A 25451-nucleotide genomic window follows, 5' to 3' on the forward strand; every position below is an offset into this window, starting at 1 on the left:
GTCACATCGCCCACGAGGTCCGGACACCGACCTCTAGGCTGTCCCCCATGCCTGCCTACCTCGTGACCGGCGGCGCCGGCTTCATCGGCTCGAACTTCGTGCGTCACCTCCTCGAGCACACCGACGCCACCGTCACCGTCCTCGACAAGCTGACCTACGCCGGCGACCGCGGGTCCGTCGAGTCGCTGCCGTCCGACCGCGTCCGCCTCGTCGAGGGCGACGTCGCGGACGCCGAGGTCGTCGACGAGCTCGTCGGGACGCACGACGTGACGGTGCACTTCGCCGCCGAGTCGCACAACGACAACTCGCTGCGCGACCCGTCGCCGTTCGTGCAGACCAACCTGATCGGCACCTACACGCTGCTCGAGGCCGCCCGCCGGCACGACGCCCGGTACCACCACATCTCGACCGACGAGGTCTACGGCGACCTGGAGCTGGACGACCCCGCGCGGTTCACCGAGTCCACGCCGTACAACCCGTCGAGCCCGTACTCGTCCACCAAGGCGGGGTCCGACCTGCTGGTGCGCGCCTGGGTGCGCTCGTTCGGCGTCCGGGCCACGATCAGCAACTGCTCGAACAACTACGGCCCCTTCCAGCACGTCGAGAAGTTCATCCCGCGCCAGATCACCAACGTGCTCGACGGCGGACGCCCCAAGCTCTACGGCGCCGGCCTGAACGTCCGCGACTGGATCCACGCCGACGACCACAGCGCCGCGGTGCTGCGCATCGTCGAGGCCGGGCGCCTCGGCGAGACCTACCTGATCGGCGCCGACGGCGAGAAGGACAACAAGTCCGTCATCGAGCTGATCCTGCGGCTGACCGGTCAGGCCGAGGACGCCTACGACCACGTCACCGACCGCGCCGGCCACGACCTGCGCTACGCGATCGACTCGACCAAGCTGCGCGAGGAGCTCGGCTGGACGCCGCGCTACCCCGACTTCGAGGCCGGGCTCGCCCAGACCATCGACTGGTACCGCGAGAACGAGACCTGGTGGCGGTCGCAGAAGGCCGCGACCGAGGCGATGTACGCCGCGCAGGGCCAGTGATGCCGCACGACCTCACGGTGGAGCGGACCGCGATCCCGGGCCTGCTCGTCGTCCGCCTGCCCGTGCACGGCGACAACCGCGGCTGGTTCAAGGAGAACTGGCAGCGCGCCAAGATGACGGCGCTCGGCCTTCCGGACTTCGGTCCGGTGCAGAACAACGTCTCGTTCAACGCCGAGCGCGGCGCGACGCGCGGCATCCACGCCGAGCCCTGGGACAAGCTGGTCTCGGTGGCCACCGGCCGCGTGTTCGGTGCGTGGGTCGACCTCCGCGAGGGCGAGACGTTCGGCGCCACGGTCACCCTCGAGATCGACCCGTCGACCTCGGTGTTCGTGCCGCGCGGGGTGGGCAACGCCTTCCAGACCCTCGAGCCGCGCACGGCGTACTCCTACCTGGTCAACGACCACTGGAGCGCCGAGGCCAAGGACTCGTACAGCTTCGTCAACCTCGCCGACGAGACCGTCGCGATCGACTGGCCGGTGCCGCTCGCCGAGGCCGAGCTGTCCGACGCCGACCGCTCGCACCCGCGGCTGGCCGACGTCGTGCCGTTCCGTCGCCGGCGCACGCTCGTCGTCGGGGCCGGCGGCCAGCTCGGCACGGCCCTGCGTGCGCTGATGCCCGACGCCGACTCCGTCGACCACCCGCAGATCGACCTCACCGACCCCTCGACGCTCGACTCGGTGCGCTGGGGCGACTACGACGTCGTGCTCAACGCCGCCGCCCACACCGCGGTGGACGCCGCCGAGACGGCCGAGGGTCGCCGGGCGTCCTGGGCGATCAACGTGGCGTCGGTGCGCGCGCTCGTCGAGCACGTGCGGGCCAGCGGCGCCACGCTCGTCCACGTGTCGTCGGACTACGTCTTCGACGGCACCGTCGCCGACCACGTCGAGGACGAGCCGTTCGCTCCGCTCGGCGTGTACGGGCAGACCAAGGCCGCCGGGGACGCCCTGGTCGCGACGCTGCCCCGGCACTACCTCGTCCGCACCAGCTGGGTCATCGGGCAGGGGAGGAACTTCGTCCGCACGATGGCCGACCTCGCCGACCGCGGCATCAGCCCGTCGGTGATCGACGACCAGGTCGGGCGCCTGACGTTCACCGACGAGCTCGCCCGCGGCATCGACCACCTGGTGTCCTCCGGTGCCCCGTTCGGCACCTACAACCTCACCGGCGCCGGCGACCCCACCTCGTGGGCCGACGTCGCCCGCACCGTGTTCGCCGCCCGCGGGCGCGACGCCGACGACGTCGCGCGCGTCTCGACCGAGCAGTACCTCGAGGGCAAGGAGGGGGTCGCTCCGCGGCCCCTGCTGAGCACGCTCGACCTGGCCAAGATCAGGTCGACGGGGTTCGAGCCCCGCGACGCCGGCGAGGCGCTCGCCGACTACCTGGGCTCGCTCTAGCCCCGACGCTCGTCGGCCCGACGGGCGAGGTCGTCCACGGCGCGCGCGAAGCGCTCCTGGGCGGTGAGGTCGGACTCGCCGAGCAGGCGGCCGCGCAGGGACGCGCGCCGGTCGCGGAGGTCGTCCGGTGCGGTGCCGGCGGCGACCGCGACGACGTGGTCCAGGCCGGTGCCGTCGCGGGGGACGACGATGCCGCCCGCGGACGCCGGTGCGATCGCGACGAAGGCCTCCTCGTCCAGGCCGGTGGTGTTGCAGGTCGCGAACGGCCGACCGGTCGCCTGGAAGTCGCTCAGCACGCTCGAGACGTCCGTGACCAGGAAGTCGGCGACCTCGAAGTACGTGAACAGCTCGGGGCCCGGCCCCTCGACCACCAGGTGCGCGCGGGGGTCGAGCCGCGCCAGGTAGGCCCGGCCGGCCGCGCGGGTGCGCGCCTCGGCGTCGACCGCCGACACCTGGTGCAGCGGCTCACCGCTGCGCACGGCCCGCTCGGTGGGGTCGACCACCTCGCGCAGCGGGTCGACGTCGGGTGCCTCGTAGACCGCCGACTGGGTCAGCCCGTTCACCCGGTTGGCCTCCCGCACCAGCCGCACGATCCGGCGGTGTGCCTTGAGCACCTCGGGGTCGCGGTGCCCCGTCAGCGGGTGCGGCTTGTAGATCAGCCGGAGCGGCGAGGGCGAGGCGAGCACGGCCTCGACCAGGGCGACGCCCTGGAACGCGACCGACCCGTACTCCTGGGTGTCGTTCCAGCCCTCCCACGTCGGCGCGTAGAGCACCGTCGGGACGCGGTCGGTCCCCTCGGCGAGCCCGCCGTGCGCCTCGGTCGTCGAGGCCAGGAAGTCCAGCTGCGGGCGGCCCACCTCGACGACGTCGTCGAGATCCACACCGACGTCGGCCGCCGCCCAGCGGTCACGACCCGCGGGGCCGGCCGTCCAGAGCTCGTCGTAGACCTTCGCGTAGGGGTTGACCGAGGCGTTCTTGTCCGAGTCGCCGTGGCCGACGAACGCCGACCGCACGTGCGGCAGGCGCAGCAGGTGGATGTTGGGGCCGTTGTTGGCCACGAACAGCGACACGCGCGCGTCGTCGAGGTCCAGGGCGAGCATCGACACCGCCGCGGGGGCGCAGATCACCGGCAGCGACGTGGGCGCGAGAGCGGCGAGGGCCGTCCGCGACCGGAGCACGACGACGGCGGGGCGGTCGAGCTGCTCGACGACGGCGAGCCACATGTTCACCTGGTAGACCGCCGCGTAGGTGTCGGAGTAGTACAGGACGACCTCCGGACGCAGGTCGTCGACGAACCGGTCGACCAGGGCCAGCACGTCGCCCGGCTCGAACCGGCCCTTGGTCCGGCGGTCCACCACGACCGCGCGCGCCGCGACGCCGAGCACGAACAGGGCGGCCCCGGCGAACAGCACGAGGAGCAGTGCGGGGTCGTCGACGAAGCAGGCCGGCACCAGCAGCACCAGCGCCGCGGTGGTGATCATCGGGCTGGCGCCGTCGGCCCAGAACCGTGACGGCGGCGGGGGGACGTCGAGCGACGACAGGTCGATGTTGCGGGTCTCGACGTCCAGCTTGCGGCGGGTGTCGACGCGGAACACCGCGACGAGCGTCACCGCGTGCAGCACCAGGAACACACCGGCCGCGACCACGACGACGGTCGCCGCTCCGGGCTCCGCGGCGTCGCGCAGTCCGAGGACGATCACCGCGAGGAAGCGCACCAGCAGACGCACGGACGCGCCCAGCTGGCCGATCCGCAGGATCCGCTCGAGGGCGTCGCCCTCCTCCTGCTCGGGCAGGAACGGCTCGCCGAGCGCGGAGACGACCAGCAGCAGCGCGAGCAGCCACGACTGGCCGACCAGCGCGACGGGCACGGCGGCGAAGACGCCGACGACCACGGCGATCTCGGCCCAGCGCGCGCGCAGCAGCCTCACCAGGCGGGGCATGGACGGGGTTCCTCTCGACGTTCGCGGGCTCGGCCGCACGACCTCACTGCGCAGGTGGTCCGTCCTGGCGGCGCACGTCCATCTCCTCGCGCACCTCCTCCATCTCGGCGGCCAGTCCGTCGTCGGTCGGGGGCGACCACCGTGCGGACTGGTCCTCCGGCGGCGCGGTCGCCGCCTCGACGACCCGGGCCGCGCGCGACGCCTTGGCCCGGCGTGCGACGCGGTGACGCAGGCCGAGACGGCGCTCGGCCTCGCGCGCGCGGATCGACGCGGCCTTGCGGCGCCGGTTCTCCTTGACCACGCGGGCGAGCAGCCACTCCACCTGCTCCTGGGCCTCGCCGAGCTGCTCGGTCGCCACGTCGAGCGCCTCCTCGAGCTCGACCAGCCCGTGGAAGTCCGAGGCGCCGTAGGGACGCCGGGCCACCTGGGCGGCCTGGCCGACCTCGCGGTCGGCGACGGGACGACGCCAGGGGGTGACCGGGACGGCCAGCTCGGCCGACAGGGCGACCGCGCGCTCGACCGCCGCGGGACGCGGGGTCCGGCCGGCCATCGCCGCGAACGACCGGGCCAGGGCGAGCGGCGGCGTGCCGGGTGCGAAGGGGTGCGCCGCGCCCGAGGTGACGATGCGGTCGCCCAGGCGCATGAGCGCGTGGACGAGCACGACCTCGGTCGGCAGGCGCCAGGTGAGCGACCAGCTCGCGTCGACCGGCTCGAGGTCGCCGGGCTCCTCGCGGTCCAGCACGTTGTCGAGCGTGGCCAGGGCGAGGGCGCCGTCGACCACCGGGAGCGTCTCGGCGTCGGCGGGGTTCCACGGGGAGGACCAGTCGGCCTCGGTGGACTGCGAGTCGAGCCACGCGACGTAGGTGCGCACGACCCGACGGATCGCCGGGAGGTCGTGGGCGGCGCAGGCCACCAGCACCGACTCCTCGAGCGTCCGACCGGTCGGGATCGAGCCGTCGAGGGCTCCGAGGTCGCGCGCCAGCGGTCCGGCGGCGAGCTCCTCGGGGGCCCGGCCGGACAGCCGCCGGGTCCACGAGCCGTCGGGACCGACGGTGATCGCCGTGGTGCAGCCGAAGTACGGGCCGTGCACGACCTCGCTGACGTGCACCGAGCCCGCGGTGGTCTCCTCCACGGCGGCGTCGCGGCGCAGACGCACCAGCCACCCCGGTGCCAGGGCCTCGCCGAGTCCCTGGTCGAGCACCAGGTCGACCAGGGGTCGCGGGTCGCGGTGCAGCACGGGACGCTCGGCGTCGGCGACGAAGGAGTCGACGAGCACGCGTCGCAGGCGCGGGTCGGACGCCTCGGCCAGCGCGCGCCCCGACACCGCGACCGTGGGGTGGCGCACGTGCGGGAACAGCGAGACCACCTCGGCGCCGGCGAAGGCGGCGACGACCTCGGCCACGCCGGCGGGGGTCGGCCGGGTCCCGGCCGGGAGCGGCCACTCGTCGTCGCCGCCCGCCGCGGGCTCGGGGCCGGACGACCAGAGCACGTGCCCGGCGAGCGCGTTGTCGAGCCCGAGCACGACCTCGCCGCCCGGGCGGAGGACGGCGAGCAGGCCCCCGACGGTGACGTCCCAGCTCGTGACGTCGGACTCCGGGCCCCACACCCGGGCGAGCCCGTCCGGCAGCAGGACGACGTCGTAGCCCTCGGCGTCGGGCACGAACCGGTCCCAGCCCCCGCAGTGCGCCCGGACGTGGTCGCCGAGGTCGCGGGCGGCCACCGCAGCGGCGTCGGGCCACGACCGCAGGACGACGTCGACGCTGCCGGCGCGCGCGGCGAGCGCGTGGAGCAGCTCGGCGTCGTGCGGTCCGGCGAGCAGCACGCGCGCGTCGGCCGCGACGGGCTCGGCGAGGAGCGAGACGAGCAGGGCCGCGGAGGACTCGGTGTGTCCGGGCCTCGCGTCGCTCCAGGACAGGAGCTCGTGGCCCCACATCCGGACGCCGTCGGACATCTGGGGAACCTGGCTCACGCGCGGGCCCTTCTGGTCGTGGTGGTCGCGTCGGCGGCCCGGACGAGCGACGCGGGGTCGGGCCAGCGGAAGAGGTCGCGGATCTCCTCCGGGCCGGCGAGGTGCCGGGTGCCGAGCTCCTCGGCCGCGAACGCGAACGCGTCGGAGTCGGGCACGAACGGCTGGTGCATCTCGGGCCACAGCCGGGCGAGCCGCGCCGTGCCGCCGAAGGAGGGGTGCTCGTTCTCGAGCACCATGGGGTCGCCGTAGACCCCGGTGGAGCAGCCCACGGAGGCGCCGTAGAGCACGGCCGAGCTGAGCCGGTTGGACACCACGCGTCGGTGGCGGCGCAGCTCGGCGAGCTGGCCGTCGAGGAAGCGGGTGGTGGTGCCCTGGTAGTTGAATCCCCGCTGGCCGTGGCAGATGACGCGGAAGCCCGAGCGCTCGTAGACCTGGCGGATGCGCGGGTCCTCGTGCTCGTTCCAGTACAGGCACGCGGTCAGGGGGACGTCTCCCTCGACCTCGCGCACCTCGTCGGCCATCCGCTGGTGGTCGCCGAGCACCTCCTGCCCCTCCCAGCCGTGGAAGGGGTAGAAGATCGTCCCCGCGCGCTCCTGGTCGGCGGGCGGCTCGTCGGCCACCTCCAGCAGGTAGAGCCACGCGGCGCCGATGGCCTTGTAGCGGCGCATGCCCATCGACCAGCCGCGCCGCACGACGGTGTCGGACCACACGAACAGCTCGGGGCCGGGGACGAAGCGGGTGCCGACGGCGAACCCGTCGAGGATGTTCCAGCCGTGCTGGAGGTAGCCCCAGATCATGAAGGGTCGCGGCAGGCCCGCGTAGCGGGCCATGACGTGGGCATGCCCGTAGTAGTGGTTGGCGCCGTGCACCGTCAGCTCCGTCCCGCGTCGACACGTTCGTCGGCCAGGGTCACGACCCCGCCGAGAACCGAGACCACGACATCCTGGAGGTGACAGGTTCTCACGTCGACCCGGGAGCCACCGCCCCCGAGTCCGTGCCGGCGCAGCCACGTCGCGATCGGGACGTCGGCCCGCTTGGCGCGGCACTCCGCCGCGGTCCACCGCCGCCAGAAGTCGTGCGTCCCGTACCGGGCGGCCAGGGCGGGCGGCACGGTCTGGTCGGCGAGCTCGGCGTCGATGACGACGTCGGGGTCGCCGAACCAGCCGACGCACCGGCCGTCGGCGAGGTGCGACCGGGTGACGGCCCCCGCCATCTCCTCGGCCGTCCCGACGCGCAGCGCGCCGGCGGGCACGTCAGATGGAGCCGGCACCGTCGATCACGAGGGCCTGGCCGTCGATGTTGGTGTTCTCGCGCAGCAGCATCCGGACGACGGGGACGACGTCCTCGGGCTCGGTCAGCCGGCCGGTGGGGGTGCGGCGCAGGATCGCGTCGAGCTGGGTCTGGCCGAGCACGGCCGACATCTCGGAGGCGAAGAATCCCGGCGCGATCGAGTTGCAGAGCACCCGGCCGCCGAACTCACGCGCGAGCGAGCGCGTGGCGGCGTCGAGCCCTCCCTTGGTGGCCGAGTACGCGACCAGGCCCGGGTAGCCGCGCTGCCCGCAGATCGAGGTCACGTTGACCACGCGTCCCCGACCGCCCTTGGCGAGGAGGCGACGCAGCACGAAGCGCGTGAGCACGAGCGGCGCGGTGAGGTTGGTCGCGATGATCCGCTCGATCGTCTCGACCGGGGTGTGGACGTGGAGCGAGTCCTGACCGACGGCGGCGTTGTTGACGAGCCCGTCGACGACGCCCAGCTCGGTCTCGGCCTGCTTGACGAACGCCTGGCAGGCCTTGGCGTCGGTGATGTCGACCGAGCCGACCAGCACGCGCCCGGGGTTCTCGTCGGCGAGCGCCTGCAGGCCCGGGGTGACGGTGCGCGCGAACGCCGCGACCTTGGCGCCCTGGGCGACCAGGTCGGTGGCCATCGCGAGCCCGAGACCGCGCGAGGCGCCGGAGACGAGCACGACCGAGGACGGCGGGACGGCGGCGGACTCGTCCGTGGTGGGGTCAGACATCGCTCTTCAACGTCTCCTTGGCGGGGATCTCGGGCAGGACGCGGACGCGGCGCGGGACGGCCGTCTCCGGGAGGTTCTCGGTGGCCCATCGTCGCAGGGCGGCGTCGTCGATCTCGCGACCGGGCGCGGCGACGACGTCGGCGACGACCATCGCCCCGACCAGCGGCGCCTTTCGCCCGCGTACGGACGCCCACGCGACGTCGGGGTGGCGCTGCAGCACGTCGCGGACGGTGCCGGCCGACACCTTGGTGCCACCGACGTTGATCTCGTCGCGGTCGACCCGCCCGACGATGCGCACGCGGCCGTCCTCGACGACGACGCGGTCGCCGGTGCGGACGCGTCCGGCCAGGCCCTCGCCGTGGTGGGGCGAGGTGATGACGAGCTCGTCGCCGTCGACCTCGAGCAGCGGGCGCCCGGGCGCGGACCGTCCGAGCCACTCCTGCGGGAACCCGGCGCGGCCGTCGTGCACCACGATCGAGGCACCCAGCTCGGAGGACGCGTAGAGCCAGGAGATGCGTGCGTCGGGGAACAGGTCGCGCAGCTGGTCGAGCACCGCCTGGTCGACGGGCTCACCGCCCAGGGAGACCTGCTCCAGCGGCACCTCGGCCAGCCGGTCGCCCTCGCGCATGATCGTCTGCCGCCAGAACGTGGGCGTGCCCGACGCTGCCGTGACGCGGTGCGCGACGGCGTGCTCGACCCAGGAGTCGAGGTCGGACGGGTCGACGACCACGAGGTCCTGCCCGGGCTGGGTGAGCCCGAGCGTCACCACCTGCCACCACGCGTAGGTGCCGGGCGAGTACGGGCACAGCCAGCGCCGCGGGGCCTGGTCGCCGCGCACCGTGGTCAGCGAGTCGAGGGTGTGGGCGATCTGCTTGGGCCGCCCGGTCGAGCCCGAGGTGAGCAGCCAGACGCGTCCGTCGTCGACCGGACGCCGGTCGGCGGGCTCGGCCTGCTCGGCGCCGTCGAAGGCGAGACCGAGGGCGAGCAGCTGCTCGCGGAGCGCGGGGTCGAGGCGTGAACGCGCGACCACCAGCAGCTCGCCGCCGTGCGTGGCCAGCGACGCGACGGCGGGCAGCGCGTCGACGCTCGACGCCGCCACCCACGCGGTGGGACGCGACCGCGCCTCGCCCACGAGGTCGGACCACGGCCGGCTGGTGCCGTCCCGGGTGTCGACGACCTCGTTGTCGAGGGCGACGCGCGTCGGGGTCACGACGCGAGGTCGCCCTGCAGCTCCTCGAGCAGGGCGAGGACGTCGGCCACGGTCTCGATCTGGCGCAGCTCGGCGGCCTCGAAGTTCAGCTCCTTGTCGACCTCGTCCTCGACGCGCAGGGCGAGCTCGGAGAAGTCGAGTGAGCGGAAGCCGATCTCGCGCAGCGAGGCCGCGTCGTCGTCGGGCAGCGTCTTGCCCTGGGTGGTGAGCACGTCGGCCATGAGGGAGCGGATCGCGGCCTTGTCGAGTCGACTCATGCCACGGACACTATCGCGGCGGCGGGCCGCGGCGTCCCGTCGGTGCGCCGCGTCGGTAGTGTGGGCGCGTTGTCCACGACGCACCTGGAGGGACCGTGCTGCGACCGGCGACGTCCGCCGACCTCGACGCGATCCTGGCGTGGCGCAACCAGGACGCGAACCGCGAGGTCAGCCTCACCACCCACGTGATCTCGCCGTCCGAGCACCGGGCCTGGTGGGACCGCGTCGACGCCGACCCCACCCGCCACGTCCTGGTGCACGAGTCCGACGGCGTGCCGTGCGGCGCGGTCAGCTTCTTCGACGTGACGCCGACCGTCGCGTCGTGGGGGTTCTACCTCGACCACGACGGCCTGGAGGAGCGCGGCGGCACCCTCGGCGTCTGGATGGCCGTGATGCGCGAGGCCTCGGCCCACGCGTTCGACGACCTCGGCGTCGACGAGCTGCGCGGCGAGGTTTCGGCCGACAACCGCGTCGTGCGCCAGATGAACCGGCGCTTCGGCTTCACCGAGACAGGCGAGGAGCAGGTCGTCGACGGACGCACGTTCCTGGCCATCTGCCTCACCCGCGACGAGCACGCCCGGCGGGTCGCCCGCCGCGCCCGGAGGGACACCCCATGACCGAGCTCCCCACGATCACCTTCGGACCGGTGTCGATCGGCGCCGACCACCCGCCGTTCGTCGTCGCCGAGATGTCGGGCAACCACGGCGGCGACCTCGAGCGCGCGCTCGACATCGTCCGGGCGGCGGCCGAGGCCGGCGCCCACGCGATCAAGATCCAGACCTACACGGCCGACACGATCACGATCGACGTCGACTCCCCGCGCTTCCGGCTCAGCGCCGACCACCCGCTGTGGCCGAACCGCCGCCTGTACGAGCTGTACGAGGAGGCGCACACTCCCTGGTCGTGGCACGAGCCGATCTTCTCGCTCGCCAAGGAGCTGGGGCTCGTCGCGTTCTCGGCGCCGTTCGACCCCACCGCGGTCGACTTCCTGGTCGACCTCGACGTGCCGATCCTCAAGTCGGCGTCCAGCGAGATCACCGACCTGCCGCTGATCCGTCGGATCGCCGAGACCGGTCGTCCCACGATCATCTCCACCGGCACCGCCACGCTCGGTGAGATCGACGCCGCCGTGCGCGCGGCCCGCAGCACCGGCAACGAGCAGATCGTCGTGCTCTCGTGCACCGCGTCCTACCCCGCGCCGCCGGAGGCCTCGAACCTGCTCGGCATCCCGGTCCTGCGCGACGGCCTGGGCGTCCAGGTGGGCCTGTCGGACCACACGCTCGGCATCGGCGCCTCGGTCGCGGCCGTCGCGCTCGGCGCCACCGTGATCGAGAAGCACCTCACGCTCGACCGCCACGACGGCAGCGTCGACTCCGACTTCTCCCTCACCCCGACCGAGATGGCCTCGCTCGTCACCGAGACCGAGATCGCCTGGAAGGCCATGGGGCAGCCCGTCGTCGGGCCGCGCAAGGCCGAGTCCGAGGGCCTGCGGTTCCGTCGCTCGCTGTTCGTCGTCGAGGACGTCAAGGCCGGCGACGTGGTGACGGCGGCGAACGTCCGCTCGATCCGTCCGGCCGACGGCCTGCCGCCCGACACGTTCTCGCAGGTGGAGGGGCGCACGTTCCGCACCGACGTCGCCAAGGGCACGCCCATGGCCTGGGACCTGCTCTAGGCAGGTCGGCACCCGGGCCGGACGATGCACTTCAGCAACCACTACTACGGGCAGGCCCACGTGCTGGCCCGGTACTGCGGCATGGACGAGCAGGACCCGCCCACCATCTGGGGCCTGCTCCAGCACGGGTGGAACCCGCTGCACGGCCACGGGCTCGCCAAGAAGCCGCCGCCGCTCGGCTTCCCGAACTTCGTCTGGTCCGACGCCGCCCGCCGTCGCGGGCAGGCGTGGGGGTGGCGCGACTTCGTCGTGATCGGGGCGACCTGGGCCTACCTGATGGAGGTCGTCCCCTCCGCGGTCGAGCCCGCCGAGCGTCGCGGCACGATCTGGTACCCGTTCCACGGCGCCGAGATCGGCGCGGTCACCGGCGACCACGCGAACCTGGTCGCCGAGGTGATGGAGACCGAGGACGAGCCCGTCACGTTCTGCCTGTACTGGTACGAGTGGGAGGACGACGCCATCCGCTCGGTCTACGAGGCGAGCGGCGCGCGCGTCATCTGCCACGGCAGGCGGGGCATGCACCGTCAGGGCACCGACACCGACTTCATGTACCGCCAGCACGACGAGATCTCGCGGCACCGCCGGGTGTGCAGCAACCGGCTGAGCACGGCGGTGTTCTACGGCGCCGCGACCGGCTGCGAGGTCGGCGTCTACGGCGACCCGATGCAGTTCGCCGCCGAGATCCCCGCGTCCGAGCGCAAGGACCACGTGCGCCGCCTGCTGCCCGAGATGCACGGCGTCCGGGTCGACCCGGACCTCGCGCGCGAGACCACGACGCGCGAGCTGGGGCTCGACCGGCTGGTCGGCCCCGACGAGCTGCGCGGCCTGTTCGGGTGGGACCGCTGATGGACTCCAGCAACCACTGGTACGGCCACGCGCACGTCTTCGCCCGCTACTGCGGCATCGAGGACGAGCGCCCGCCCCGCATCCACGGCGTCCTGCAGCACGGCTGGACGTTCGTGCACGGGTACGGCTCCGGCCACGCGCCGCCGTTCGGGTTCCCCAAGTTCATCTGGTCCGACGCCTCGCGCCGCCGCGGGCAGGCGTACGGCTGGCGCGACTACGTCGTCACGGGCTCGCCGTGGGCCTACCTGCTGCAGATGGCGGCTCCGGCGCCGCCGTGGGACGAGCGCGCGGGCACGATCTTCTACCCGTTCCACGGGTGGGAGTTCGACCCCGTCGACGGCAGCCACGAGGCGCTCATCGAGGAGATCCGCGACACCGAGGACGGTCCCGTCACCGCATGCCTGTACTGGGTCGAGCACGACGACCCCCGGGTGCGGTCGCTGTACGAGGACGCCGGCTTCCGGGTGATCTGCCACGGCAGGCGCGGCTGGAAGTGGCAGGGCACCGAGCCGGAGTTCCTGTGGCGCCAGCACGCCGAGCTGGTGCGCCACCGCCGGGTCGCGAGCAACCGTCTCACCACCGCGCTGTTCTACGGCGCCTCGGTCGGGTGCGACGTCGCGGTCTACGGCGACCCGATGGAGTTCCGTGGCGACAACCCCGGGTTCGCCGACGGCGGCCGCACCCGGCGGATGCTCCCGGAGATGTTCGGCCGTCGCACCGACCGGGAGGCCGTGCAGGCTATCGTCCACACCGAGCTCGGCCTGGACCACGTCACGACACCGGAGGAGATCCGCATGCTGTTCGGGTGGGAGCGGGCATGACCGAGGCGAGCGACCCGGTCGAGGAGCCCGCGCCGACGGCCGACGTCGTCGAGCTCGGCGGCGAGATGCCCTTCTGGGGCGACGGCCCGCTGCCCGACTCGCCGCTGGTCGCCGAGCTCGTGCGCCCCCTGGCGGCCGACGCCGCGCGCGTCCTGGTGGCCGGGCCGCACCCGGCCGACGTGCTGCGCGCCGCCGACGGCCCCGGCGAGCTGACGCTCCTGGTGCGTGGCAACCACGACGCCGAGGCGGCCGACGCCGTGCTGTCGCCGTCCGCCGCACGGCTGTGGGCCGGCGACCTGTTCCGCCTGCCCGAGGGCGAGACCTTCGACCTCGTCGTGGCCGCCACGGGCCTCGAGGTCCTCCTCAGCGCCGACGACGAGCTGTCCACGTGGCGCTCCTGGCTCGACCGGCTCGGCCGGGTGCTCGCGCCCGGCGGCACCCTCGTGCTCGGCCTGGCCAACGACGTCGGCGTGCACGCGCTCGCGGGGGCGCCGGACCGTCAGGGCGACGACTCCGGTGGCGCCTGGTTCCCCGACGCCGGCTTCGACGACACCCGCCCGACGTCGCCCGACGCCCTCGCCGCCGTGCTGGCCGAGGCGGTCGCCGCCACCGACGTCTCCGCCTGGTCGCTCTTCCCCGGGCTCGCCGCGCCGCGGCTCGCGGTGGCGGTCGACGCGCCCGTGGGCGGCCGCACCCTGCTCAGCGCCGCCACGACCGTGGCGATCCGCTCCACCGGCTGGGACGACCCCCGCGGCCTGGCCTCACGGGTGCCGATCGCCGGTCGGTCGACCGTCCTCGCCCCGGCGTACCTGGCCGTCACCCGCCGGGTCGACGTCCCGGCGCTCCTGCTCGACGGACGCGACGTCACCCGTCCGTCGCTCGACGACCTCGCCGCCCCCGGCGTCACCGTCGAGCAGGCGCTGCTCGACGCGTGCCTGGCCTTCGACCTGCCGCGGGCGCGCGAGGTGGTGCGCCTGCTCCGCGACCACCTGCAGTCCGGCGAGCCCACCACGGCCGACCGCTGCGACCTGCTGTTCCTGGACGCCGACGACCGGATCTCGCCCGTCGCCGCCGCACCGGGTGACCCTCTGACCGCCGACGAGGCTCTCCTCACGGCGGTGGACGGCTTCTCCCGCCGGCTGAGCCACCTGGGCTGGCGACACCCGTGGCCGGTGTCGTGGGACGACGTCGAGGTCACCCGCGGCCTGCTGGCCGGGCTGGGGATCGACCTGGACCGCGACGACGTGCTCGGCGCCCGCGAGCCCGGGGCCGACGCGGTGGAGGAGGCGTCGACCGACGTGGGCCGGCTGCTGCGCGAGAACGACGGGCTGCGCTCGCGCGCCGCCTGGTTCGAGACCACCCTGCGCCAGCGTGACCGCCAGGTCGCCGCCGCCAACGCCAAGCTGGCCGAGCAGGCCACCCCCGAGGACCGCAGGGCCAACCAGGCCCAGGCCCGCGAGGCCGCGCTCACCCCCGCCGAGCGTGCGCGTCGCAAGGCCCGGCGGATCGTGCGGCGTCGGGGCTGAGGCCGGCGACGGCCACTAGCCGTCCGACAGCTCCACCACGAGCGACGACGCCCGTCCGCACCGCACACCGGCCCGCCGGCCGCCCACCTCGCGGTCGGGCGGGACCGCGCCGAGCACCGGTCGGGGCAGCTGCATGCGGCCGAGCTCGCCGTCCTCGACCACCGCGAGCTGCCAGCGCACCGGCTCGTCCGCCCGACGGGCCGGGTCGGCCTCGGGCGACCGCGCCACCAGGGCGGCGACGTCGACCGTGGCGGTGAACAGCCCGCCCTGGGCCGACACCTCGGCCTCCTCGACGAGACGGACGTCGCCACCTGGCTGGCAGTGCAGGCTCAGGCTGACGCCGCGGGTGCGCGCCGCGGCGAGGGTGCCGGCGAGGAGGAGGCGGTCGCCGTCCCACGCCACCGACTCGACGGCCGCCGTCACCGGGCCGAGGTGAAGGGCGAGGTTGCCGCGCGCGTTGCGGCCCGCCCGGAGCTGGCGCCCGCGCGAGCGGGCGATCACGGTGCCCACGCGGTGCTGCACGGGTATCCCACGGTCCTCGCCGCGGGAGCGGAGGCGCACGGTCCACGCGACGTCCTCCTCCATCGGGTCCGGCGCGCCGGGCAGGGGGTCGAGGACGTCGACCTCGACCATCGCGGTGAACCGCACCTGGCCGTCGTCGCGCACCTCGACGGGCGCCGGCACGACGAGCGGCTCGCCCCAGCCACGGGCGAGGACGAGCTCGAGGTCCGCGCCCACGTCGGGGTCGCGGACCACGCCCTCGACCTCGACGCGGTCGGCGAGCGAGGTGAGCCGGAGCACCGACGTGCCGAGCGTGCGCACCTGCAGCGCGGCCTCGCCGTCGCGCACGGCCACGGGCTGCACCACCCGGTCGCCGCCGAGGGTCTCCGCGCGCACCCAGCCCGCCGGGGACGCCGTCGGCATCCGCACCGGTCCGCTCGCGCGGCGTCGCCCGGACCGGACGTCGGCCACCAGCCGCCAGGTGCCGTCCGCGGGCTTGGCACCCAGGACGTAGGGGTTCAGCGTCAGCGCGAAGCCGCCGTCGCCGTCGACCTCGGCGGGCAGGGACACCGGCGACGCCTCGCCGCGCACGAGCGTGAACCGGGCGGTCGTGCCCGCCGGCTCGACGCCGACCAGCCCGACGCGTCCCCGCAGGTGCAGCAGCCCGGCCTTCCAGGAGGCCTCGGCGACCTCGGCGGCCACGACGGGCTCCGGCGCGTCGGCGGCGAAGTGCGTCTGGTCGACGGCGGGATCGCCGCGGTAGGGCAGGTCGTGCGCCCAGCGGGCGGGCACCCGTCGCGCGAGCACCACGTCGGCCGCGGGGCCGCGCTGCTCACGGTGCTCGAGGAGCACGAGCAGCCGGTCGAGGTCGCCGCCGTCGACGAGCGCGGCCTGCAGCCGCTCGAAGGGCCGCTCGGCGGCGCGGACCTCCTCGCGCACCCGTCCGAGCAGGGTCCGCGCGAGGGCCAGGATCTCGGGACGCTCGTCGGGGTCGGCGAGCCGGAGCGCGGCCACCACGGCGTCGACGTCCACGTGCATCAGGTGCGCCTCGACGTGCGGCAGCAACGCCGGCTCGTGCGCCGCGACGTGGTCGAGGACGAGCTCGGCCGAGCGGACGCGGTCGCGCAGGTTGCCCAGGTCCCAGCGCGCCTGGGTGATCGACGGCTCGCCGCCCTCGCGCTCGCGCCACAGGTACACGGGCTGGTGCAGGACGTCGACGGCCCCGGCCGCGAGGTGGGCGGCCATCGTCACCGGGTAGTCCTCGTAGAGCATCTCGGGGAACGAGAAGCCGTGACGGTCCCAGAAGTCGCGCCGGTAGACCTTGTTCCAGACCGTCCGGTCGGCGACGAGCAGCGGGTCGCGCACGACGTGCGTGGCCAGGCGCGTCCGTGCGAACGGCGCCCGGTGCGAGTAGGAGTTGCGCAGCCACAGCGAGGTGAACCGGCGGGCTCCGCCGGCGGCGAGGTCGGACCCGGTCGCGTCGAGCGAGCCGACGAGCAGCTCGTAGCCGTGCCGGGTGACGAGGTCGTCGGTGTCGGCGAACGCCACCAGGTCGCCGCTGGCGTGCTCCAGGCCGGTGTTGCGTGCGGGGCCCAGGCCCCGGTTCTCCTGGGTGACCAGCCGGAAGCGGGGGTCGTCGTCGACGAAGCGCTCGGCGATCGCCCGGCTCCCGTCGCGGGACCCGTCGTCGACCAGGACGACCTCGAGGTCGTCGAAGGTCTGCTGCGCCAGCGACCGCAGGCACCGCTCCAGGTAGCGCTCGACGTCGTGGAACGGAGCGACCACGCTGAGTCGTGCCACGTCGGATCGACTCCTCCCGGGACGGTCAGGACGGGGCCCAATATCGCACAGCCGCGCCCGTGGTCCCGGCGCGCCACCCCACCCCGGGAGGTGAGGGATCGCCCTGTCCCCCGGTGATAGTGTCGCGTGCGGCGGGACGGGCCCAGGGCCCCTCGTCACCCACCCGAAGGTCACGACGAAGGGGCACGTGTGTCAGTCCTCGAAGGTTCGGACATCCTGGTCACCGGTGGTACCGGGTCGTTCGGCAAGGCGTTCATCCGCAACGCCCTCGACCACCTCGACCCGCGCCGCATCATCGTCTTCAGCCGTGACGAGCTCAAGCAGTACGAGGCCCGCCAGCTGTTCGGCGACGACCCCCGCCTGCGCTGGTTCATCGGCGACATCCGCGACCGCGACCGCCTGCACCGCGCGCTGCACAACGTCGACTACGTCGTGCACGCCGCCGCGCTCAAGCAGGTCGACACCGCCGAGTACAACCCCTTCGAGTTCGTCCGCACCAACGTCGACGGCTCGCAGAACGTCATCGAGGCGTGCATCGACTCCGGCGTCAAGAAGGTCGTCGCGCTCTCGACCGACAAGGCGTCGAGCCCGATCAACCTCTACGGCGCCACCAAGCTGGTCGCCGACAAGCTCTTCGTCAGCGCCAACCACTACGCCGCGGCCTACGAGTCGCGCTTCTCCGTGGTCCGCTACGGCAACGTGATGGGCAGCCGCGGCTCGGTCATCCCGTTCTTCCGCCGTCTCGCGGCCGAGGGCAAGTCGCTGCCGATCACCGACAAGCGCATGACCCGGTTCTGGATCACGCTCCCCCAGGCCGTCGAGTTCGTCGTCGACTCCTTCGACCTGATGCAGGGCGGCGAGCTGTACGTGCCGCGCATCCCCTCGACCAAGGTCACCGACCTGGCCCGTGCGGTCTCCGAGGGCGAGCCCGCCATGCACGAGATCGGCCTGCGTCCGGGCGAGAAGCTCCACGAGGAGATGATCTCGGCCGAGGAGGGTCGCCGCGCCGTCCTGCAGGGCGACCGCTACGTCCTGCAGCCCACGATCGCGACGTGGGGCTACACCGCCCCCGAGGGTGCGACGCCGGTGCCCGAGGGCTTCCACTACAGCTCGGACCACAACGACCTCTGGTTCAGCCTCGAGGAGCTGCGCGACCTGCTCGTCGGGGTGGAGTGAGCGTGCTCCCCTACGGCCGTCAGGACGTCGACGAGTCCGACGTCGCGGCGGTCGTGGACGTCCTCCGCGGCGACTGGCTCACCACCGGACCCAGCGTCGCGGCGTTCGAGCAGGCGCTGTCCGAGCGCACGGGCGGGCACCGCGTCTCCACCTGCACCTCGGGCACCGCCGCCCTGCACATCGCCTACGCCGCGATGGGCGTCGGGCCCGGCGACGAGGTCGTCACCACCCCGATGACGTTCGTCGCCACCGCGTCGACGGCGGCGATGCTCGGCGCGACCATCGTGTTCGCCGACGTCGATCCCGAGACCGGCCTGATCGACCCCGCCGAGGTCGACCGCCTGGTGACCGAGCGCACCAAGGTCGTCGCGGCCGTCGACTACGCGGGCCAGCCCTGCGACTACGCCGCGCTCCAGGCCTCGGCCGACCGCGTCGGCGCGCTGACGCTCGACGACGCCGCTCACTCGGTGTCGGGCACGCGCGACGGCCGCCCGGTCGGCGACCTCGCCGACGTCACCACGCTGTCGTTCTTCCCGACCAAGAACCTCACCACCGCCGAGGGCGGCGCGGTGGTGGCCAAGGACGACGCCGTCGCCACCCGCGCGGCCCGGTTCCGCACCATCGGCCTGGTGCGCGAGCGCGACGAGCTGCGCATGCCCGACGAGGGTCCCTGGCACCAGGAGGTGCACGAGTTCGGCCTCAACTACCGGCTGTCCGACGTGCACGCCGCGCTCGGCCTGTCGCAGCTGACGCGCCTGGACGCCTTCCGCGCCCGTCGCACCGAGATCACCGCGCGCTACAACGAGGCGTTCGCCGGCGTCGACGGCCTGGCGACGCCCGCCCAGGACCCCGCCACCGACCCGTGCTGGCACCTGTACCCGGTCCGGGTGCTCGGCGGCCGACGCCGCGAGGTGTTCGAGGCGATGCGCGAGGCCGGCATCGGCGTCCAGGTCAACTACATCCCGGTCTACTGGCACCCGGCGTTCGAGGACCTCGGCTACGCCCGCGGCCTGTGCCCGCGCGCCGAGGAGTACTACAGCCAGGAGATCTCGCTGCCGCTGTTCGCCGCGATGGGCGACGACGACGTCGAGCGCGTGATCGAGACCCTGACCGGGATCGTCGGGTCGTGACCTCGCCCCGCGTCGGGGTCGTGACGCAGGCCCGCACCACGAGCACCCGCCTGCCCGGCAAGGTGCTGCGCGAGGCGTCGGGCCGCACGATGCTGGACCACCACCTCGACCGGCTCGAGGCCGCCGGCCTCGACGTGTACGTCGCCACCACCGTCAACGCCACCGACGACCCGCTCGTCGAGCTCGCCGGACGCCGGGGCGTCCCGGTCTTCCGCGGCAGCGAGCAGCACGTGCTCAGCCGCTTCCACGGCTGCGCGGTCGAGAACGGCCTCGACGTCGTCGTCCGCGTGACGTCGGACTGCCCGCTCGTCGACGGCGCCCTGGTGCGCCACGGCGTCGACCTCTGGCTGGAGCGCGACGACCCCGACGTCTACGTCTCCAACGGCCTGGTGCGCACCTACCCCCGCGGCCTGGACTTCGAGGTGTTCTCGTTCGCCGCCCTCGACGAGGCGATGCGCCTGGCCACCGACCCCGCCGACCTCGAGCACGTCACGCCCTACCTGCACCAGGACCGCAACGGCCGCATGCACCTCGTCGACGTCACCTCGCCGGTCGACCGGTCGGCGTACCGCATCACCCTCGACACCGAGGACGACCTGCGGCTCATCACCACCCTGATCGAGCAGCACGACGCCCTGGGGCTCGACGCCGAGGGCCTCGGCGCGCTGCTCGACGCGCACCCCGAGCTGGTCGCGGTCAACGCCCACGTGGAGCAGAAGAAGCTCGGCTCCTGATGCGCCACGCGGTCGTCGTCTGCGACGTGGGCCCGGCGTACGGCTCGGGCCACGCGATGCGCTGCCTGGCCCTCGCCGAGGAGCTGATCTCCCGCGGGACCGCGGTGACCTACCTCGCCGACGTGGCCTCGGTGCGCTGGGTGCACGAGCGCGTCGCCGCGCTCGGCGCCGTGGTGGTCGCGCCTCCGTCCGATCCCGACGCCCTCCCGTCCGCCGTCGTCGACCTGGGTGCCGACGCGGTCGTCGTCGACTCCTACCACCTGGCGCCCGGGGTGTACGCCGCGCTGCGGGCGACGGGGCTGCCCACGCTGGCGTTCGTCGACCAGCACCTGCGCGGCGCCGACGCCGACCTGCTGCTCGACGCCAACATCGGCTCGGACGACGACGTCGTCGAGCTCCCCGACGGCACCCGTCGTCTCGCCGGGCTCGACTACGCGCTGATCCGGCGCGACGTCCGCGAGCACCGCCCGCCGTCGCCCCAGCGGCTGCAGGGGTCGGGCGCGCGCCCGCGCGTGCTCGGGATCTTCGGCGGCACCGACCCCGCCGGCGCCGGCGTCCTCGTCGCGGACGCGCTGGTGCGCACCGGGCTGGCGTTCGAGGCGACGATCGTCGCGCCGAGGCCCGAGCTCGTCGACGCGGTCCACGCGCTCGCCCCGGGGCCCGGCCAGGCGCTGCACACGATCAGCCCCACCGACCGCCTGCCGGCCCTGGTGGCCGAGAGCGACGTCGTGCTCAGCGCCGCCGGTACGTCCACCTGGGAGCTGCTGTGCCTCGGTGCGGCCACCGGTCTGGTGTGCACCGCCGACAACCAGACGATCGGCTACGCGCGGGCCCTCGACGCCGGGGTGGGCCTCGGCGTCGGCGACGTCGCGGACGACGGCTTCGTCGAGGCGGCCGTCCGCCCGCTGCGCCGGCTGCTCACCGAGACCGACCTGCGGTCGGCCCTGTCGTCGTCGGCGTGGCGCACGGTCGACGGACGCGGGGCGTCCCGCGTGGCCGACGCGCTCGAGTCGTTAGGGTGAGGCCCATGGACGACTCGCAGATGCGCTCGACCGAGGGCGAGGACTACGCCCGCCGTCTCCAGGCCAAGCAGAACGTGTGGTGGAAGAAGGCCCTGAACGTCCAGGCGCCCTACCAGTGGAACCTGCGACGCCAGGAGCTCGGCCGCACGCTCGACGTCGGGTGCGGCATCGGCCGCAACCTCAAGACGCTCGCGCCCGGCTCGGTGGGCGTCGACCACAACGAGGTCGCCGTGCAGGCGGCCCGCTCCACCGGCGTCACCGCCCTCACCGTCGAGGAGTTCCTCGCCAGCGAGCACGCGAAGCCCGAGTCGTTCGACGGCATGTACCTCGCGCACGTCATCGAGCACATGGACGAGGCCGACGCGGTCGAGATCATGCAGTTCTACCTGCCCTACCTCAAGCCGGGCGGCAAGGTGTTCTACGTGTGCCCGCAGGAGCGCGGCTACGCCAGCGACCCCACGCACGTGCGCTTCGTCGACGGCGAGGCCCTGATGGACCTCAGCCGCAAGGTCGGCCTCGAGCCCGACCCGTGGTTCAGCTTCCCGTTCCCGCGCAGCCTCGGCAAGGCGTTCATCTACAACGAGTTCTGCGTCCGCGCGCACAAGCCGCGCTGACGTCCGCCGGCCTCAGCGCACCTCGAGCACGGCGTACCCGCCACGCTCGAGACGCAGGTCGGCGAACCGGGCGAGCTCGTCCAGGTCGACGTCGGGGCCCTTGAGGTCGACGAACAGCCACCGCACGTCGTAGCGGTCGCGGAGCCGGTCGACCGTGGACGCCGACGGGTCGGTGAACGCGGCGTCGTTGACCCGCAGCTTCTCGGGGTCCCAGAACGGCAGGCAGCAGTTGGGCAGTCCGAGCGCCTCGCCGCGCGGCGCGGTGCGCGGGCTGTAGGCCCAGCCCTCGACCAGGTAGCGGCGCTCGGAGAACGCCGACATCCAGAACCGTCGGTTGTCACAGTTGTCGGCCGACTGGCCGGGGAAGATGCAGTGGGTGTTGGTGGCGACGAGGTCGTCGGGTGAGCTGTGGTCGCGCAGCCAGCGCGCCGCGGGGATCCCCCCGGCCGCGATCCGGTCGGGCGTGTCGTCGGGCTGGACGAACGGGACCCGCTCCGGGGTCTCCGCCACCTGGTGCACGAGCATCGGGACCGACGAGAGCGCGACCCCCGCCGCAGCCGCGACCGCGAGCAGGCTGAACCGGCGTCCGTGGCCCCGGCGCGCGAGGGCGACGCCGCCGACGAGCGCCGACACGACCACGACCGCGACCGTGCACCCGAGCAGGACCAGCAGCCCCTCGGCGGCACCGGGTCCGCCGGCGGAGACCCTCCACCGGGTGACGCCGTAGGTGACGAGCAGGCCGACGGCCAGCGCGGCGACCACCGCGGTGACCAGCGGCCGGGTCCACCGGCGGGGGGCCACCAGGGCGAGTCCCCAGGCCGACACCACCGCGGCCGCGACGGGCACCGACCGCAGGAAGTACATCTGGCTGAGGCTGGCGTGCCAGAAGAACAGCGTGGCGCCGACGCCCGCGACCACGAAGCCGAGCAGGAAGACCGCCCGGGGGTCGCGCCAGCGCCTGCGTCGCACGAGGCCCCAGACACCCAGGACGTAGCCGAGGTTGCTCACCAGGTACGCGAACGTCGCGAGGGTCCGCTCGCCGGTGCTGAGGCCGAGGCCGTAGTACTCGGCCCACCCGGTGTTGGAGTGGAGGGGGTCGACGACGAGCCCCTGCGCGCCCGTGCCGTACACGAGGCGCTGCGCGGTGAGCAGGGCCACGACCGACAGCACGAGCATCACGACGAGGCGGACGACGCGGGACCGCTTCCAGACCAGCGCCAGGAGGAGCGCGCCGAGCAGGGCCCCGACGAGGATCGGCAGGAAGGTCCCCTTGGCGCCGGACGTGCCGGCGACGGCGATCGCGAACACCACCCACAGGCCCGCGCCCACCCGTCGTCGGCCGAGCACCTCGACCACCGCCGCGAGCAGCACGGCGCTGACGGCGAGCGCGTACGACTGGGTGGGGCTGAGGTAGATGTAGCCGGCGAGCAGCTGGGGGTTGCCGACGTTCTCGACGCCGTTCGGGGCGACGACGACGAGCGCGACGGCGGCGACCAGGCCCGCCCAGGGGGTGCGGGCCAGGCGCGAGGCCAGCGCGCCCGCGGCGAGGATGGCGATCACGGTCATGAGCAGGGGGCTCAGCCGCAGGAAGAGGATCAGGGGATCGACGCCCGAGCCCCACGACGTCGCGGCCATCTCGGCGTGGACGAACCAGTGGTACTGGAGCGGCTCGCCGGCGACCATCGGGAGCTCGCCCGGCACGTGGTGGCGCAGCTCGCCGATCAGCCCCAGGTGGTAGGGGACGTCGGGGTAGGGGTTGCGCAGGCCGACGCCGGTCACCGGGACGACGGGCCAGATGAACCACCAGAGCCAGACCACGGCGAACGCGACGACCCCACCCAGCGACCACGAGAGCACCGGCGAGGTCCGGACCACTCCCGCAGGACGCCAGCACCGTCGCCGCAGCGCCGGGAGCAGGGACACCAGCACGACGAGGAGCGGCCACAGGAGCAGCAGGCGGGGCACGCCGACGGCGCGGACACCGAGGTAGACGAACATCTCGACGCTGTAGGCCAGGGCCGTGCCGAACGCGACGTCGGCGTACAGGGGCCGCCGACCGCGCACGACGAGCATGCGCCACAGGAGGGTGCCGGGGAGGGCGAGGCCGAGCGCGGCGTAGGCGCTGAACCGCAGGACGTCGACGTCCCGGACGTCGGACTCCCGCAGCAGCGCCCAGGTCACGAGCCAGACCGCCAGCACCGGCCACCAGCCGCTCGCCAGCGGTGAGCGACGTGCCCGCACCGGTCGTGCGCGGCGGTCGACGCGGCGGCCGGCCTCGGTGGCGACCCGGTCGGACACCTGGGTCATGTCGCGGACCGTTGCATCCGGCTCCCGAGCCAGAGGTAGGCGGCGCGACGCTGGTACGAGCGCAGCCGCGCCTTGACGTCGCCGACGCGCACGTCGCGCGCCGAGAGCAGGGCGGGATCGCGCTCGCGCAGCTCGGCGTGGAACTCGGCGGCCTGCGTCCACTGCTCGCGGGCCAGCTCGACGCTCCACTGGGTGGCGCTGAGCCGGAACGCGGCCATCGGCTCGTGCAGCGCGACGAGGTCGCCCTCGAAGAGCACGCGCGCGTAGGCGGCCTGGTCGATCAGGTAGCGGTGGACGCCGTCGCCCCACCAGCCCGTCTTCTCCAGCACGTCGCGGCGCATCGTCACGCAGCAGGGCTCACCGAGGACGTTCGTGCCGGCGAGCACGCTGGCCCGCACCGCCCGACGACCGTCGACGACGCCCTCCAGCGACTTCAGGCCTTGGCCGCGGAAGGCGGGGCGGCCGTCGGCGTCGACGATGTCGCGCCGCGAGGCGACCAGCACCGCACCGTCGCCGGCGGCGTCGAGGGCGTCGACCTGGCGCCGGAGCATCTCGGGGTAGAGCACGTCGTCGCCGCAGACCAGCTTGATGAGGTCGCCGGTGGCCGCCTGCGAGACCGCGTTCCAGTTGCGCTGCGCTCCCCCGCCGGCCGGCGTCTGCAGCAGCCGGACCCGGGGGTCGTCGGTGAAGCGCTGGAGGAGGTCCCACGTGCCGTCGGTCGAGCCGTGGTCGGCGACCACCAGCTCGAGGTCGGTGAAGGTCTGGGCGAGGACCGACTCGATCGTCGCCTCGATGAAGTCGGCGTTCTGGTACGACGGCACGACGACCGACACGCGTGGGCTCATGCGGCGGCTCCCGGGTGCTCGTGGTGGTCGGGCAGCGGCGTCACCGGCTCGGTGGGTCGGCGGAAGCTGAAGCCGCGGTGGAGGAAGAAGCTGGCCAGGACGGTCACGACCGTCGACATCAGCTGGGAGACGATGACCGGCAGACCGAGGATCTCGACGCCGAACGGCAGCAGGACGGCGTTCGCGCCGAGCGCGCCGAGGTTGACCAGCTCGAAGCGACCGAGGTCCTTCCAGAGGTGGCCGTGGACCTTGAACACCAAGCGGCGGTGCATCGTGAACGCGGTGAGGACGCTGACCACGTGGTTGGCGAGCAGCACCACCATGTAGTTGGTGACCTGGCCCAGCGTCATCTGCAGGGCCACGAAGTAGGCGAAGCTCAGGCCGGTGTTGATGCCACCGACGATGACGAACAGCACGCGCTGGTCGCCCGCGAGCCGCGTCAGCAGGTTGTCCCGCAGCGGCTCGTCGTGGTGGTCGGACATGCAGCTCCCCGGTCGGCATCGGCGCAGGCCCCGGGTGCTCGGGGGCGACGTGCAGGTCTCGCACGATGATAGGCGCACATCCACCCGAACCACGCAAGCCGGCACCGCACGCGCCGACGGGGGACTCGGGTCGCGCGGGCCGCC

23 protein-coding genes are annotated in these 25451 nt (G+C 73.8%); 12 read left to right on the forward strand and 11 right to left on the reverse strand.

The genetic code is table 11. The annotated features are described in order from the left end of the window. Nucleotides 1–47 precede the first annotated feature (47 nt). Nucleotides 48–1046 (forward strand): dTDP-glucose 4,6-dehydratase, encoded by a 999-nt coding sequence (rfbB, locus tag ACI6PP_RS07495; protein WP_421110445.1) that lies wholly within the window; start codon nt 48–50, stop codon nt 1044–1046. Further along, nucleotides 1046–2440 (forward strand): sugar nucleotide-binding protein, encoded by a 1395-nt coding sequence (locus ACI6PP_RS07500; RefSeq protein WP_421110447.1) that lies wholly within the window; start codon nt 1046–1048, stop codon nt 2438–2440. The genes rfbB and ACI6PP_RS07500 overlap by 1 nt, the downstream gene beginning before the upstream one ends. On the opposite strand, the gene ACI6PP_RS07505 is transcribed toward ACI6PP_RS07500, so the two are convergent. The 7 genes from ACI6PP_RS07505 to ACI6PP_RS07535 are packed head-to-tail and all read right to left on the reverse strand — an operon-like array spanning nt 2437 to nt 9831. Continuing rightward, the gene (locus ACI6PP_RS07505; RefSeq protein WP_421110449.1) at nt 2437–4380 is read right to left on the reverse strand and encodes a CDP-glycerol glycerophosphotransferase family protein; all 1944 of its coding nucleotides are present in this window, start codon (nt 4378–4380) and stop codon (nt 2437–2439) included. The genes ACI6PP_RS07500 and ACI6PP_RS07505 overlap by 4 nt on opposite strands. 43 nt (nt 4381–4423) lie before the next feature. Then, nucleotides 4424–6349: a class I SAM-dependent methyltransferase gene (locus ACI6PP_RS07510; protein ID WP_421110451.1), complete on the reverse strand. Its 1926-nt coding sequence runs from the start codon at nt 6347–6349 to the stop codon at nt 4424–4426. Continuing rightward, complete coding sequence (locus tag ACI6PP_RS07515; protein WP_421110453.1) at nt 6346–7218, reverse strand: hypothetical protein; 873 nt, start codon at nt 7216–7218, stop codon at nt 6346–6348. Before ACI6PP_RS07515 ends, ACI6PP_RS07510 begins: the two co-directional genes overlap by 4 nt. Nucleotides 7219–7220: 2 nt before the next feature. Continuing rightward, nucleotides 7221–7619: a hypothetical protein gene (locus ACI6PP_RS07520; protein WP_421110455.1), complete on the reverse strand. Its 399-nt coding sequence runs from the start codon at nt 7617–7619 to the stop codon at nt 7221–7223. Continuing rightward, entirely contained in the window at nt 7603–8364 is a 762-nt protein-coding gene (locus tag ACI6PP_RS07525) for an SDR family NAD(P)-dependent oxidoreductase (protein WP_421110457.1), read from the reverse strand. The genes ACI6PP_RS07520 and ACI6PP_RS07525 overlap by 17 nt, the downstream gene beginning before the upstream one ends. Continuing rightward, the gene (locus ACI6PP_RS07530; RefSeq protein ID WP_421110459.1) at nt 8357–9574 is read right to left on the reverse strand and encodes an AMP-binding protein; all 1218 of its coding nucleotides are present in this window, start codon (nt 9572–9574) and stop codon (nt 8357–8359) included. Before ACI6PP_RS07530 ends, ACI6PP_RS07525 begins: the two co-directional genes overlap by 8 nt. After that, nucleotides 9571–9831, reverse strand: a complete 261-nt coding sequence (locus ACI6PP_RS07535; protein WP_421110460.1) for a phosphopantetheine-binding protein — start codon at nt 9829–9831, stop codon at nt 9571–9573. Before ACI6PP_RS07535 ends, ACI6PP_RS07530 begins: the two co-directional genes overlap by 4 nt. A gap of 95 nt (nt 9832–9926) precedes the next feature. On the opposite strand from ACI6PP_RS07535, the gene ACI6PP_RS07540 reads away from it, so the two are divergent. Genes ACI6PP_RS07540 through ACI6PP_RS07560 form a run of 5 tightly spaced genes read left to right on the forward strand, consistent with a single transcriptional unit; the run spans nt 9927 to nt 14696 of the window. Continuing rightward, nucleotides 9927–10448: a GNAT family N-acetyltransferase gene (locus ACI6PP_RS07540; RefSeq protein ID WP_421110462.1), complete on the forward strand. Its 522-nt coding sequence runs from the start codon at nt 9927–9929 to the stop codon at nt 10446–10448. Beyond that, nucleotides 10445–11503, forward strand: a complete 1059-nt coding sequence (gene pseI / locus ACI6PP_RS07545; RefSeq protein WP_421110464.1) for a pseudaminic acid synthase — start codon at nt 10445–10447, stop codon at nt 11501–11503. Before ACI6PP_RS07540 ends, pseI begins: the two co-directional genes overlap by 4 nt. Nucleotides 11504–11527: 24 nt before the next feature. Beyond that, nucleotides 11528–12349 (forward strand): hypothetical protein, encoded by an 822-nt coding sequence (locus ACI6PP_RS07550; protein ID WP_421110466.1) that lies wholly within the window; start codon nt 11528–11530, stop codon nt 12347–12349. Next, complete coding sequence (locus ACI6PP_RS07555; protein WP_421110467.1) at nt 12349–13170, forward strand: hypothetical protein; 822 nt, start codon at nt 12349–12351, stop codon at nt 13168–13170. The genes ACI6PP_RS07550 and ACI6PP_RS07555 overlap by 1 nt, the downstream gene beginning before the upstream one ends. Next, nucleotides 13167–14696, forward strand: coding sequence for a class I SAM-dependent methyltransferase (locus tag ACI6PP_RS07560; protein ID WP_421110469.1), 1530 nt, complete (start codon nt 13167–13169; stop codon nt 14694–14696). The genes ACI6PP_RS07555 and ACI6PP_RS07560 overlap by 4 nt, the downstream gene beginning before the upstream one ends. 15 nt (nt 14697–14711) lie before the next feature. On the opposite strand, the gene ACI6PP_RS07565 is transcribed toward ACI6PP_RS07560, so the two are convergent. After that, nucleotides 14712–16997, reverse strand: coding sequence for a glycosyltransferase (locus ACI6PP_RS07565; RefSeq protein ID WP_421110470.1), 2286 nt, complete (start codon nt 16995–16997; stop codon nt 14712–14714). A 189-nt stretch (nt 16998–17186) separates the two neighbouring features. On the opposite strand from ACI6PP_RS07565, the gene pseB reads away from it, so the two are divergent. Genes pseB through ACI6PP_RS07590 form a run of 5 tightly spaced genes read left to right on the forward strand, consistent with a single transcriptional unit; the run spans nt 17187 to nt 21673 of the window. Next, entirely contained in the window at nt 17187–18173 is a 987-nt protein-coding gene (gene pseB, locus ACI6PP_RS07570) for a UDP-N-acetylglucosamine 4,6-dehydratase (inverting) (RefSeq protein WP_421110471.1), read from the forward strand. 2 nt (nt 18174–18175) lie between these two features. Then, a complete protein-coding gene (locus ACI6PP_RS07575) occupies nt 18176–19303 on the forward strand; it encodes a DegT/DnrJ/EryC1/StrS family aminotransferase (RefSeq protein WP_421110473.1) in 1128 nt (375 codons plus the stop codon). Continuing rightward, nucleotides 19300–20037 (forward strand): cytidylyltransferase domain-containing protein, encoded by a 738-nt coding sequence (locus ACI6PP_RS07580; protein ID WP_421110475.1) that lies wholly within the window; start codon nt 19300–19302, stop codon nt 20035–20037. The genes ACI6PP_RS07575 and ACI6PP_RS07580 overlap by 4 nt, the downstream gene beginning before the upstream one ends. After that, nucleotides 20037–21059: a PseG/SpsG family protein gene (locus ACI6PP_RS07585; RefSeq protein WP_421110477.1), complete on the forward strand. Its 1023-nt coding sequence runs from the start codon at nt 20037–20039 to the stop codon at nt 21057–21059. The genes ACI6PP_RS07580 and ACI6PP_RS07585 overlap by 1 nt, the downstream gene beginning before the upstream one ends. 5 nt (nt 21060–21064) lie before the next feature. Beyond that, a complete protein-coding gene (locus ACI6PP_RS07590; RefSeq protein WP_421110478.1) occupies nt 21065–21673 on the forward strand; it encodes a class I SAM-dependent methyltransferase in 609 nt (202 codons plus the stop codon). A 12-nt stretch (nt 21674–21685) separates the two neighbouring features. Here the strand turns inward: ACI6PP_RS07590 and ACI6PP_RS07595 are convergent, their stop codons facing one another. The 3 genes from ACI6PP_RS07595 to ACI6PP_RS07605 are packed head-to-tail and all read right to left on the reverse strand — an operon-like array spanning nt 21686 to nt 25307. After that, on the reverse strand, nt 21686–23980 hold the full coding sequence (locus ACI6PP_RS07595; protein WP_421110480.1) for a hypothetical protein: 2295 nt from the start codon (nt 23978–23980) through the stop codon (nt 21686–21688). Then, nucleotides 23977–24825 (reverse strand): glycosyltransferase family 2 protein, encoded by an 849-nt coding sequence (locus ACI6PP_RS07600; RefSeq protein ID WP_421110482.1) that lies wholly within the window; start codon nt 24823–24825, stop codon nt 23977–23979. Before ACI6PP_RS07600 ends, ACI6PP_RS07595 begins: the two co-directional genes overlap by 4 nt. Next, nucleotides 24822–25307 (reverse strand): GtrA family protein, encoded by a 486-nt coding sequence (locus ACI6PP_RS07605; RefSeq protein ID WP_421110484.1) that lies wholly within the window; start codon nt 25305–25307, stop codon nt 24822–24824. The genes ACI6PP_RS07600 and ACI6PP_RS07605 overlap by 4 nt, the downstream gene beginning before the upstream one ends. Between the last annotated feature and the right edge of the window lie 144 nt (nt 25308–25451).

Source organism: Solicola agrisoli, from assembly GCF_049059935.1.
In the GTDB taxonomy this organism is placed as follows: domain Bacteria; phylum Actinomycetota; class Actinomycetes; order Propionibacteriales; family Nocardioidaceae; genus JAURVT01.